A 12,767-nucleotide genomic window follows, 5' to 3' on the forward strand; every position below is an offset into this window, starting at 1 on the left:
ATATGCGCCAAGCAGCTTCGTGCCAGGAGCGGGTCGGCACGTGCTGGCGAAAGCTGCCCGGCAGCAAGCGTCGCCTCTCAGCCCTTCAGACCGCCGATCCTGAAAGTCGCCCTTGACCCTGTAGCTGCTACAGGCCTTATGAACCCTTCCGTACCCGGCCCTCCAAGCCGGGCGGGAACGGGGGCGATGTGAGTTTGATGTTTCTTGGCGGCAGGACGTCTGCCGGGAGCAGCGCGCTGGTCATTGCGGCCACCATGGCCAGCCCAGCCTACGCGCAGGCCGACGCCGATCAGGCCGAAGAGGCCGAAACCGAGATTGTCGTTCAGGCGACGCGCACAGGTCGCCGGGTTCAGGACGAGCCAATCCGCGTGGAGGTCATCAACCGCGAAGAGATTGAGGAGAAGCTCGTCATGCGCCCCGGCAACATCGCCATGCTGGTGAGCGAGACGCCGGGCGTACGCGTTCAGACCACATCGCCCGCCCTCGGAGCGGCCAATGTCCGCATCCAGGGCCTCAAAGGTCGCTACGCCCAGATCCTGGCCGATGGTTTGCCGCTTTACGGCGGGCAGACGCCTTCCATCGGTTTGCTGCAAATCCCGCCAACCGATCTAGGTCAGGTGGAGATCATCAAGGGCGCCGCATCGGCGCTTTATGGCCCCTCCGCGCTTGGCGGCGTCATCAATCTCGTGTCGCGTCGGCCAGCGAGCGAACCGCAGGGCGAACTCCTGCTTAATGCCACGAGCCGTGATGGACAGGATTTGACAGGCTATGTCGCAGCACCGCTCAGCAGCACACTCAGCGGCTCGCTGACGGCCGGCTACGACCGGCAAAGCCGTCAGGATCTGAACGACGACGGCTGGGCCGACATGCCCGGCTATGAGCGCTTCACAGTTCGGCCCCGCCTGTTTCTCGATGCCGCCGATGGCACCAGGGCGCTGATGACCTTCGGCGCTATGGCCGAGCAGCGCGATGGCGGGACCATGCCGGGCGCAAATGCACCGGACGGATCGCCTTTTGCACAGACGCTGCGCAGCCGACGTTACGACCTGGGTCTTACGGCCGAGACACCGCTGGGAGGCATCGGCACGTTGCATCTGCGCGGCTCGGGCGTGACCCAGTCTCATCGCCATATCTTTGGCGACGCGGTGGAGAATGACCGCCACCGCACGGCATTTGCCGAGGCGTCGGTCGGCGGCGAGGCGGGCGCTACGACATGGCTGGTAGGCGCTGCATTCCAGTTGGACGACTATCGGTCCAGAACATTCTCCGCGTTCGACTATAGCTACACCGTGCCCGCCCTGTTCGTGCAGGGCGAGCAGGAACTGGGCAACAGGCTGACGCTGGCAGGCAGCCTGCGCTGGGATGCACACAGTGACTATGGCTCGCATTTCAGTCCGCGTGTGTCCGCGCTCTATCGCCCCGGCCCTTGGACGATCCGCGCTTCATTGGGGCGCGGCTTCTACGCGCCGACACCGTTCGTCGAGGAAACGGAGGCCAATGGCCTCGCGCGCCTGCTGCCCTATGGAAAGCTCAAGGCGGAGCTCGCCGACAGCGGTTCGATCGACTTCGGCTATGCCAGTGGGCCGTTGGAAGCGAACCTCAGCCTGTTCGCTTCCAACATCGACCATGCCCAGCAGTTGCAGACGGTGGACGCCGATCATGTCACGCTGGTCAACGCCGATGGCGTCACCCGAACGCGCGGCACCGAAGTGCTGTTGCGCTATCGCTGGCGGACGGTGTCGGTGACAGGCAGCTACGTCCATGTCTCCGCGAGCGAACCGGACCCAGACGGACCCGGTCGGCGGATCGTACCGCTGACGCCGCGCGACAGCGCAGGTCTTGTCGGCATGTGGGAGAAGGAAGGGCGCGGCCGCTTCGGGGTCGAAGCCTATTATACCGGGCGGCAGTCGCTGGACGACAATCCCTATCGGACGCGCAGCAGGCCCTATGTTCAACTGGGTGCGATGGGCGAACTGATACTCGGCAAGGTCAGCCTGTTTCTAAATGCCGAGAACCTGCTCAATGTGCGGCAGACGAAGTACGATCCGCTCCTCCTGCACCGCCGGGCGGCGACGGGCGCGTGGACGGTCGATGCGTGGGCACCGACCGACGGGTTCGTCCTCAATGGAGGGGTGCGACTCCGCTTTGGCGGCGAGTAGGCGTGCGCCTCAGTTCCCCGTAAGCCTGACGGATGATCTGCCAGCCGCCCGACAAGGCCAGCGCGGCCATGACCACCGCGACCGCGATGTCGGGCCAGCCCGTGCCGGTGCCGAATACGCCGAGCGCGGCGGCGACCACGGCGATATTGCCGATCGCATCGTTGCGCGAGCAGATCCAGACCGAGCGCCGGTTGGCGTCACCCTCGCGGTGGCGCCATAGCATCGCGGCGCAGGCAAGGTTGGCGACAAGCGCGATCATGCCCACAATACCCATCGTTTCGGCAGCAGGAACTGTGCCTAGTGTGGCCATCCAGACGGTGCTGCCCAGCACCCACAGGCCGAACAACAGGATCGACACGCCCTTGACCATCGCGGCCCGCGCCCGCCATGCCAGCGCCATGCCTGCAACGCCAAGGCTGATCGCATAGTTGGCGGCGTCACCCAGAAAGTCGAGCGCATCGGCCTTGAGCGATGCGGACCCGGCAGTGACCCCGGCGACTATCTCCACGCCGAACATGACCGCGTTGATCACAAGCGCGATCCAGAGCACGCGCCGCCATGCCTGATCGGTCAGCCGCTCCGCATTATCCTGTGATCCGCCGCAGCATCCGCCGGCCATGTGCATCTCCTGTTTCGGTGATGCTGGACTATATAGGGCCTGTAGCAACTACAGGGTCAAGGGCATGGCATTCACGATCGGCGACATGGGAAAGGCGACGGGGACGAAGATCGAGACGATCCGCTACTATGAGAAGATCGGCCTGCTACCCAAACCCGCGCGCACGACGAGCAACTACCGCGATTACGGGTAAGCGGAACTCGGCCGGCTGTCGTTCATCCGCCGCGCCCGCGATCTTGGGTTCTCGCTTGATCAGGTGCGCGCGCTGCTGAGCATCTCGGGCGATCGCAGCTGCGATTGCGCGGGGATCGACCGGATCGCTCGGGAGCATCTGCTGGAAGTTGACCGCAAGCTGGCCGACCTTGCCGCGCTGAGAACGGAACTGAAAGCCGTGATCGATTCCTGCGATGGCGGCATCGTTGCCGATTGCCGCATCATCGAAGCATTGAGGCCTGCGCTGCCAGTCTGAAAATGACAGCTGTTACCTTCCCTGGCTCACCCCCCCCTCTCCTGACGGGCATAGCCGGCCACTTCACCATTGTATGGAAAATCGCTGTTTTTGGCGCCGGGGCGGGTCAGCCGGCGCTTAGACCCCATGACTGCCGGAGCCTCGGAGGCTCGCATCTGAGATGCTGACTATGGATTTGTCAGCAGCGGAGACGAGTCATGACGGAGGCGGTGAAATACGTTGGTCTGGACGTTCATAAGGAAACCATCGCGGTCGCGGTTGCCGATGGAGAGCGCGGAGGAGAGGTACGTTTCGTTGGCACGGTCGCGAACGAGGATGATGCGATTAGAAAGCTGGTCAAGCGGCTGATGGGACCGGGCGTGACGTTGAACGTCTGCTATGAGGCTGGCCCCTGTGGCTATGGCTTGCATCGGCTGCTGACGAAGCTGGGGCAGGATTGCATCGTCATCGCCCCTTCAATGATGCCGCGACGCCCAGGCGACCATGTGAAAACGGACCGGCGTGACGCGATGACGCTGGCGCGGTTGTTACGTGCCGGCGAACTCACCGCGATCTGGGTGCCGGATGAAGCGCACGAGGCGGTACGCGATCTCATCCGCGCGCGACGTAGCGCACAGGACGATGCCATCGGGGCCAAGCAGACGGTGCGCAGCTTCCTGCTGCGGCATGATCGTCGTTTCAGCGGCAAGGCGGCCTGGACGAAAATGTATTGGCGGTGGTTGTCCGAGCAGCGGTTCGATTTTCCCCATCAGCAACTGGCATTCGAGGAGATGCAGAAGCGGGTGCTGGAAGCGCAGGCGCGGGTTGGAAGGCTGGAGGCGGCGCTGGCCGAAGCGGTGGATTCATGGTGTTTCGCGCCACTGGTCCGCAATCTGCAGGTGCTGCGCGGTATCAGGCTGGTCAGCGCCGCGACGTTGGTGGCCGAGGTCGGGGATCTCACCCGCTTCGACAATCCCAAGCAGTTGATGGCGTATGTCGGCCTGGTGCCGTCCGAGCACTCCAGCGGTGCCCGGACTAAACGGGGCCGGGTCACGCGCGCGGGCAACGCGCAGGCACGGACCATGCTGATCGAGGCTGGCTGGTCGTATCGACTGCCCGCACGCGAGGAGCGACGCTACCGTGAGCGGGTCATCGACCTGCCAGAGGAAATCCAGGCGATCGGGTGGAAAGCGCAGGTTCGCCTGTGCCAGCGTTACCGTCGACTGGCCGCCACCGGCAAGCCGCAGCCCAAGGTGACGACTGCGATCGCGCGTGAACTCGTCGGCTATGCTTGGGACATCGCAAGGCGGGTGTCACCGGTCGTGGCTGGCTGATCGGGGCACAACGATCGAGAAAGGAGGCGCCAGCACACCAACTCATAGCCTTGGCCGGCGTGCCGCGGGCACCCGACTGTGATGGGCAATCCAAGGTGTACGGTGGGGCAGGTTCGTCCGACGCCCGAACTTAGACGGAGGATAGGCCCAGCGACGGATACGGGTAGTGCGGTAACCAACCCGCGGATGAGAGCATGATCAATCGTCGTCGATCAGGCGTCCGCGGCACACCCGCCAAGGTCAATGTAACCGCTGGTCTCGCGGCCAGCGAAGGCGTAAACTCGGCTAGCGTCTCGGATGGCAGTCATGAGAGCGTACATCCGGGTTCGTCCTATGTACCGCTCCCGTCTTGGTGCGACGGGAGGACGTCGATTGGCCGAGCCATCGTGTCACCTTGATGGCTGTCGGGAAAGCCAGATTGGACGAAACCCTTCCGTTGTGGCGAGAGGCCCAGAACTGTATTGAAACGGCCTATGGCTCCGCCAGGGTTGCAGAGCTTCCGCGGGCCTTGGCGGAAAATCTGCACCGATGATTTCGCGGATGCGTTCGCAAGGGCCGACGCTATGCAGCGATAATCTTTCTACGACAGTCAGGCGGTCACGCCCGAAATCGTCTCCGCCAGCGCGACGAGTTTGCGGTCGAGTTCGCGGACGGCGTCAGCAAGATCGTCGTCGACGATGAACGACATGAGCGAAGAGGGCAGATCGTAGGAGACGAGCGTCTTGCCCTCCGGATCTTCATGGATCGACAGGCGCACGGGCACATTGAGGCCGGCCGCCACGTCGTGCCGTAACATTGTCCACGCGATCAGCGGATTTCCCAGGACGATCATGAGGGCTTTGGCCTGGCGGCCCATGACAGCGAGCCACCGACCGTGGTCGATCACGCTGAAGCGCATGAAACCGCTGCTGCCCTCTCGCGCCCTGAACGCGGCTTCGAACTCGGGCTGCGTCGTAGCGCCAGCGGCGACAACGCCGAACCCTTCCTCGACCGACCCGGTGGCTTTCATGAACGCAGCGACCACCTCGTCGAACGGACGATCCGACAGGTGGACGCAGTGCTGAACCTCTATCGTGCTGATCATGCGCTAAGCTCCTCGAACCAACCGAGGCGGCGCATCAGGAGCTTTTCGGCTTCCAGGCAGAGGAACAACGTGGCGCCCAGGGCGACGATGAGTGCGCCGTCTCCCAGGGTGAGCGCCCGGCTTTCGAAAATAGCCTGCATGAAAGGCGCATAAGTATAGACCAGCTGTGCGATTGCCACCACTGTAATCGCGCCGAGCACCGCGGGTGTCCCGACCGCGCCGCGCCAGGTGAGAGATCGCATGTGCAAATAGCGGACGTTGAAGAGATAGAAGATTTCCGCGACCACCAGCATGTTGACGACCATGGTGCGCGCCGTCTCGAGATCGCGACCTTGTCCCAGTGTGTGGAAGAAGACGCCGAGGCTGAGCGCCGCCAGAAGCATGGAAACCAGGACGACCCTCCAGAGCAGGAAGGGCGAGAGCAGCGGCGCATTCGCGGCCCGTGGCCGCCGCTCCATCGTCCCAGGCTCGCCCGGCTCGAAAGCCAGCACCAGGCCTAGTGTCACCGCCAGCACGAGGTTGATCCACAAAATCTGGGTCGCGGTCATCGGCAAGGTAAAACCGATGAGGATAGCCAACACCACAGCAACCGCTTCGCCGCCGTTGGTCGGCAGCGTCCATGCGATGACCTTGCGGATATTGTCATAAACGGTGCGGCCTTCGCGGACAGCGGCCACGATCGATGCGAAATTATCGTCGAGCAGCACCATCTCGGCCGCTTCCTTGGCGGCTTCGGTGCCTTTATGACCCATCGCGGTCCCGACGTCCGCCTGTTTGAGGGAAGGCGCGTCGTTCACGCCATCGCCGGTCATCGCGACGATCAGGCCATGGGACTGCAGCGCCCGGACGATCCGCAGCTTGTGTTCGGGGCTGCTGCGCGCGAACACATCCACCTCCAGCACCCCCGCCGCAAGGGCGTCGTCGGAGAGGGTCTCCAGTTCCTTGCCCGTGAGACCTTGTACATTTTCGTTGATCTTGAGCTGGCGTCCGATCGCGAGCGCCGTGCCAAGATGGTCGCCGGTAATCATCTTGACCGCAATACCGGCGGAGCGGCATTCGGCGATCGCAGCCTTGGCTTCTTCACGCGGCGGATCGATGAAGCCCATCAGGCCGAGAAACACGACGCCGTCGCCGAGATCATCGAACGTGATGCGTGCCTTGGCCGCGGGCAGCCGTTTCATTGCAAAACCCAGCAGGCGCTCGCCATGATCCGCAGCCTGTGCAATGCGCTGTTCCCACAGCGCCGGGTCAACTCCGGCGATCGCCATCACCTCCTCAGGCGCGCCCTTGAGAAATATCACATGCTCGTCGGCCGGCCCGGAATGGAGGGTTGCCATGATGCGATAGGCGGCGTCGAACGGGATTTCGTCGAGCCGCTTCCATTCGTTGCGCAGATGATCGGGATTGAGACCCGCCTTCATCGACAGTGCGACGAGCGCGCCTTCCATGGGGTCGCCGTCGACCTTCCATTGCCCGCCGTCGTTCCTGAGCGCGGCATCATTACAGAGCAGCCCGCAACGGATGATCGCGCTGGCCGCTGCTACAGCGGTAGCATCATCCTGTGCCTCCTCGCAGGTGAGGCCGCCCTCGGGCGCATAGCCGGATCCGCCGACCAGAATATCGTGGTTTTGGATCAGGACCCTGCGCACCATCATCTCGTTGCGCGTGAGCGTACCGGTCTTGTCGGAACAGATGACCGAGGTGGCGCCGAGCGTTTCGACGGCGGGGAGACGACGGATGACGGCGTTGCGTGCAGCCATCCGCTGGACGCCGATAGCAAGCGTGATCGTGATCACCGCAGGCAGTCCTTCGGGAACGACGCCGACAGCGAGGGCAACGACGGCGATCAGGGCGTCGATCCAATGGAATTCCCGCGCGAGGACCGCGAATGCGAACAGAAGCAGCGCGCCCGCCATCACGAACCAGGTGAAACGCCGCGCGAAGCGATTGATCTGGCGCAGCAGTGGCGTCGTCACCGTTTCGACGGCCTGAATCAAGCTGCTGATTCGACCGATCTGGGTAGCGGTGCCAGTGGCCGCAACCACGCCGCTCGCCTGGCCGGAGGCGACGAGCGTACCGGAAAAGGCCATGCTGTGCTGATCGGCGATGCCGGCGATCGCGTCGACCGGCTCTTCCTGCTTCTCGACAGGCACCGATTCTCCCGTGAGCGGCGCCTCATCGATGAGCAGTCCGCGCGCCTTTAGCAATCGCAGGTCGGCCGGCACGCGGTCGCCGGCCTCCAGCATGACGATGTCGCCGGGTACAAGATCGGGGACTGCGATCGTTCGCCGGGCGCCGTCGCGCAACACTGTCGCATGCGGAGCGATCATGTCGCGGATCGCGCCGAGCGCGCGCTCGGCTTTGCCTTCCTGCACGAATCCGACGATCGCGTTGACGAGAACCACTGCGGCGATGACGAGCGCATCCACCATATGGCCGAGCATGGCGGCTGCGAATGCGGCGGCGAGCAGAAAATAGATCAGCGCATTGTTGAACTGGGCAAGAAAGCGCAGAACGGGATGTGCGACCGTCGAGGTCGGTAATGCGTTCGGACCGTGCGCTGTCAATCTTGCCGCGGCTTCACTGTGGCTCAGGCCAGAGACATCGGCGTCGAGACGTTGGAGGACCACTTCGGTCGTCAGGGCATGCCAGTCCGCAAACTTCTCTGGCTTCACCGCTGTCACCCCTTTGTCCGTTGTACCTGCGCTCAGGATCGGGAACAAAGCATCCCGGCTCTATACGGGATCATACTAGGGTTCGCTGCAGGCACTTGCGACCATCCTGGATGAATGAGCGCGCGGTACATCTGCACAGGAACGTCGACAACGACATCGCGCGACAACGCAAACGTGGTTTGGAGAATTCCAAGGTGCCTGCTGGTCGGCTGCTTGGACGGTCATCGCCAGGAACGGAAAGCGCGACATCTTGTTGCCAAGATCTCTTGGCGCTTCGCAAAACGAGACGAGCATGCCTTGCCGCGCCGCCCGATCAGCGTCTCACCGCATCAATGGATCCAACAGAAGCCGCGCGCTGCTTGCCAGCGTTTCAAGCGATGCGTCGCTGGTCAGCCGCGCCCAGTTTGCCGGGATGCTCGTCAAATTCTGCGATTGCGCGCGTACGACGTCGGCAGTGGCATCGGATGCGTCGGGAGGTCGTTCCGCGACCCTCGTAATCCTTCCTTCTTCCGCAAGCTCGAGCCAGAGACCGGCGAAAGGGCAGTCTGCGCGGCGCGCGACCTCCTCGATCGCCTCGCGCTCCTCGGGCAGGCCGAAAACGGCGTCGGCGATCACGGCGTGTCCCGCCGCAAGGGCGGCCCAGGCAAGTCCATCCAGCGCCCTATATGTCGCATGACTGGCTTCGGGGGTATAGCCGGAGGCGGGAAGGGGCGTTTCGGCGAAGATGCCGGCAAGGCGCTTACGCAGGACATCGCTGCGCAGGATGCGGGCGCCGGGTGGCCTGCCGAAGTCGGCTCCAAGCGCTCGCGCCAGTGTCGATTTTCCGGTCCCGGACAAACCGCCTATCGCGATCAGCTCCGGCCGTTCGTCGATGACGAGCCGGCAGGCAAGCTCCAGATAATGTGCGGCGTCTTCACGGACATCACCAGCGCCGCCGCGTTGCGCCCGCGCCGCCGACACATGGGCCCGGATACACGCTCGTACGCTCATGAACAGTGGCATCAGACCGACGGCGCCTTCGTCGTCGGGCGAGAGATCGAGATAGCGATTGAACACCATATTGGCTTCGCGCCGCCGACCCCGCTGCCAGAGATCCATCAGCAGGAAAGCGAGATCGTAGAGGATGTCGGTCGTCGCCAGCTCGGCGTCGAATTCGAGGCAGTCAAACGGAGTAGGGACGCCATCGATCGTCGCAATATTGGCGAGGTGGAGATCGCCGTGAACGTGCCGGATGCGTCCCGCCTTTCCGCGTGCGTCGAGCAGGCCGCTGTTGTGATCTATAAGACGGACAAGTCGCTCGGTAAGCTCGCTGACGGATTTCGGGTCGAGAATATCGGGATAGAGTGCCATAGCCTCGGCATTGCCGGCGACGATCTGGCCAATACGATCCGCGCCATCGCCGGGCCAGGCGATCTGCGATCTGGAATGAAAGTCGACAAGCGTATCAGCCAACTTCTGTAGCGCCGCTTTCTCGAGGGCGTTCGCGTCTGCCAGGTCACTCCAGAGCGCGCCGTCCGGAAAGCGGCGCATCTCCAGGATCCAGTCCACGACGTCGCCGTTACCGTCGATGGCAAGCGCACCGTCCTGATCGCGCGCGACCGGATGCACCGCTTTGTAGAGATCCGGTGCGGTCCGCCGATTGAGCTTGAGTTCGGCGTCGAGAGCCGCCCGGCGCTTGTCGGGCGTGGAGAAGTCGAGATACCCCAGATCGACGGGGCGCTTGATCTTCCAGGCTGTATCACCACTCAGGAAAATGCTCGCGGCATGGGTGTCGATGCGCCGGACAGTCCCTGATGCTGCGAAGGCTTCGCCAGAGGCCAGCCATTGCGACAGATCGGAGGCATCAGTCATGGGAAGCGGTCGCAGTGTCCTCGCGTGGCGGGATCAGAACCGCCGCGCCCGAGAGCGCGCCGCTCCGCAAGCGATCGAGCGCGACATTGGCCTGCTCGAGCGGGAAGGTCTTGGTAATTGTATGCAGGCCCGACCGGGCTGCCATCTCGAAGAAGGATGTGCCATCGTCGCGCGTCAAACTGGCTACCGACAATATTTGGCGCTCTTCCCAGAGATCCGAATAGGCGAAGCTCGGGATATCGCTCATGTGGATGTCGGCGCAAACGACGCGCCCGCCCTTGCGCACCAGCTTCAGGGCGGCCGGAACAAGCGCGCCCACCGGGGCGAATATGAGGGCGGCGTCGAGTTCGACAGGTGGCCGCTCCGTCGAGGGACCGGCCCAGCAGCAGCCGAGCGACCGCGCGAAGGCTTGCGCCTGTACATCCCCTTCGCGGGTGAAGGCATAGACCTCGCGCCCCTGCCAGACGGCGACCTGGGCGATGATGTGGGCGGCCGCGCCGAAGCCGACGAGGCCGATGCGCTGGCCGTCGCCGGCAAGGCGCAGCGCCCTCCATCCGATAAGGCCCGCGCATAGCAGCGGCGCCGCTGCGACATCGGAGAAGCTTTCGGGCAGCGCGAAGCAGAAATGCGCGTCGGCAACGACATGGGTCGCATAGCCGCCGTCGCGGGTGGCGCCTGTGAATTCAGGCGCATCGCAAAGATTTTCTCGGCCGGAAAGGCAATAGCCGCACTGGCCGCACGTGTGGCCAAGCCAGGGCACGCCGACGCGCTGACCGATATGGAAGCCTTCGACCTCCGCGCCGATTTCGAGGACGTGGCCGACGATCTCATGCCCGGGGATAACGGGATAGCGTGCAGGAATCTCGCCATCGGCGACATGCAGATCGGTGCGACAGACGCCGCAGGCGATGACTGCGATGAGTAGCTGGCCGGCGCCCGGACGCGGTACGGGACGCTCGACGCGCCGCAACGGCGTGTGCGGCGCGTCGATCTGCATGGCGACCATCACCGCCATGCTATTGCAACTCCAGCAATGAATTGTCGGCGTCGCTGATGGTGCATGCGCTTATGTTCCGCTGGTTGCGCCTCCTGCAAGGTCGGCCTCCACGAGGATGAGCGTGGGGTCGCCGGGATAGGCCCGCGCGATGAAGCCCAGATCGCGCTCGACCTCAATCGCCTCATGATTGTCGCGGCTCTCGATCGACTGCAAGCGCAAGATGCCCCGGGCGTGCGCAATTTGCGCCGCATGCCGCAGCAAGCTCCAGCCAATGCCTTGCGCCTTTCGGTCGCGGCGGACCGAGATGGCCACCTCGGCCGTCTCGCCTCGCGCATCTGCGGCGAGCGTCGCAACGCCGACAAGCTCTTCATCCTCGTCGAAGGCGAGCACAGTTCCTGCCTGCTTGTCGCTGCGCAGCATCGCGAGGATCTGGTCATGGCCCACATGCTGGACGGCCGAAAGGAAGCGAAAGCGCAAATCCTCGAGCGTCACATTTTCGAAGAAGGATGCGAGCACGCTTTCATCGGCAGCGCTGGCCGGACGAAGGCGCAGCTGCAATCCTGTGCCCGTCGTGAGGCTCGTCTCCGCTTGCGGACTCGATTGTTCGGAAAAATGAGATGCCATTGGGGGAAGCTCCAAAAATCGTAGCCCGCTGTCGAGAGAGGAAGCGATCAATTCCCCAGAAGAACGGGTATGGGCGCGCCATCGACCAGATCATGGGTGACGCCGCCGAGGAAGAGCTCGCGTAGCCGTGAATGAGCAGAAGCGCCGATCACCAGCAGGTCGGCGCGATGACGCCTGGCAAAATCGACCAGGACAGCCGACTGATTCTCGCCTTCGGAGACCAGCGCATGGACCGTCACGTCGAACCCGTGCCTGCTGAGATTGCGGGCGATGTCGGCGCCCGGCTCGGAGCCATGCCCCTTCGTGCTCGACCTGGCATCGACCACGAGCACATCGATTTTTGCGCCGGACTGGACCAGCTTCAACGCATCGCCGAGCGCACGGGTCGCCTCGCGCGTCGCATTCCATCCGATCGCGAGATGCGCGAAGGAGCGCGGCTTCCACTGTGCGGGCAGAACGATCACCGGCCGCCCTGAAGAGAGCGCAATATTCTCGAAGAGCCGGCGCCGCAGATGCGCGTTGCCGTAGGCATCGACCGGCCCAAACAGGACAAGATCCGCATAGCGGGCCTGGACGGGCGCCTTGTCGAGCAGGGCGCCGGACTCGTCACTCAGGACCCGCACCTCGAAACCGTCCCGCTCGCCGAGCCTGGTCACCTTGGCCTGCTTTTCCTCGGCCGCCTCGACATAGTCTGCCAGGAGGAAATAAGGTTGTGCGTAGGCCATGGCATAATCCGGCGTCGGCACTGCCGAGAGGATTGCGACCGTGAGATGGGCGTCATGAAAGCGTGCGAACTCGCGTGCATCTTTCAGAAACTGTTCGTCCTCATCGCCGGTGTCGACGATCGCCAATATGTCCTTCACAGTCATGCTGTCCTCACGTGAAAGTTTCGGATCGATCATCGATTATCCTGCGGCATCCCGCATTCGTGGAATATACTTAGGACCATGTCCCTGCGCCCCACTACAAGCGGTCC

At 63.6% G+C, this 12,767-nt stretch carries 9 protein-coding genes and 1 pseudogene; 3 read left to right on the forward strand and 7 right to left on the reverse strand.

The genetic code is table 11. The features are described 5' to 3' along the window. Window positions 1–197 precede the first annotated feature (197 nt). Window positions 198–2,159, forward strand: coding sequence for a TonB-dependent receptor plug domain-containing protein (locus NX02_RS02040; protein WP_053000573.1), 1,962 nt, complete (start codon window positions 198–200; stop codon window positions 2,157–2,159). Here NX02_RS02040 and NX02_RS02045 read toward each other — a convergent pair. Then, complete coding sequence (locus NX02_RS02045) at window positions 2,122–2,778, reverse strand: cation efflux transmembrane domain-containing protein (RefSeq protein WP_025290558.1); 657 nt, start codon at window positions 2,776–2,778, stop codon at window positions 2,122–2,124. The two genes, NX02_RS02040 and NX02_RS02045, sit on opposite strands and share 38 nt — an antisense overlap. Before the next feature lie 64 nt (window positions 2,779–2,842). On the opposite strand from NX02_RS02045, the pseudogene NX02_RS02050 reads away from it, so the two are divergent. Together NX02_RS02050 and NX02_RS02055 are read left to right on the forward strand one after the other, a co-directional pair. Next, window positions 2,843–3,247, forward strand: a pseudogene (locus NX02_RS02050) (MerR family transcriptional regulator). Window positions 3,248–3,444: 197 nt separating this feature from the next. Beyond that, entirely contained in the window at window positions 3,445–4,560 is a 1,116-nt protein-coding gene (locus NX02_RS02055; RefSeq protein WP_025290559.1) for an IS110 family RNA-guided transposase, read from the forward strand. A 589-nt stretch (window positions 4,561–5,149) separates the two neighbouring features. Here the strand turns inward: NX02_RS02055 and NX02_RS02060 are convergent. The 6 genes from NX02_RS02060 to NX02_RS02085 all read right to left on the reverse strand — a co-directional run bounded on the left by NX02_RS02060 (window position 5,150) and on the right by NX02_RS02085 (window position 12,693). Further along, window positions 5,150–5,644 (reverse strand): DUF302 domain-containing protein, encoded by a 495-nt coding sequence (locus NX02_RS02060; RefSeq protein ID WP_025290560.1) that lies wholly within the window; start codon window positions 5,642–5,644, stop codon window positions 5,150–5,152. Beyond that, window positions 5,641–8,319, reverse strand: a complete 2,679-nt coding sequence (locus NX02_RS02065) for an HAD-IC family P-type ATPase (RefSeq protein ID WP_025290561.1) — start codon at window positions 8,317–8,319, stop codon at window positions 5,641–5,643. Before NX02_RS02065 ends, NX02_RS02060 begins: the two co-directional genes overlap by 4 nt. Before the next feature lie 321 nt (window positions 8,320–8,640). Continuing rightward, entirely contained in the window at window positions 8,641–10,170 is a 1,530-nt protein-coding gene (locus NX02_RS02070) for a bifunctional aminoglycoside phosphotransferase/ATP-binding protein (RefSeq protein WP_025290562.1), read from the reverse strand. Further along, entirely contained in the window at window positions 10,163–11,185 is a 1,023-nt protein-coding gene (locus NX02_RS02075; protein ID WP_425424028.1) for a zinc-dependent alcohol dehydrogenase family protein, read from the reverse strand. The genes NX02_RS02070 and NX02_RS02075 overlap by 8 nt, the downstream gene beginning before the upstream one ends. 51 nt (window positions 11,186–11,236) lie before the next feature. Then, complete coding sequence (locus tag NX02_RS02080; protein WP_025290564.1) at window positions 11,237–11,791, reverse strand: GNAT family N-acetyltransferase; 555 nt, start codon at window positions 11,789–11,791, stop codon at window positions 11,237–11,239. Window positions 11,792–11,838: 47 nt separating this feature from the next. Further along, on the reverse strand, window positions 11,839–12,693 hold the full coding sequence (locus NX02_RS02085) for a universal stress protein (RefSeq protein ID WP_245648742.1): 855 nt from the start codon (window positions 12,691–12,693) through the stop codon (window positions 11,839–11,841). Window positions 12,694–12,767: the final 74 nt, after the last annotated feature.

Origin of the sequence: Sphingomonas sanxanigenens DSM 19645 = NX02, assembly GCF_000512205.2 — a bacterium.
Classification (GTDB): Bacteria; Pseudomonadota; Alphaproteobacteria; order Sphingomonadales; family Sphingomonadaceae; genus Sphingomonas_D; species Sphingomonas_D sanxanigenens.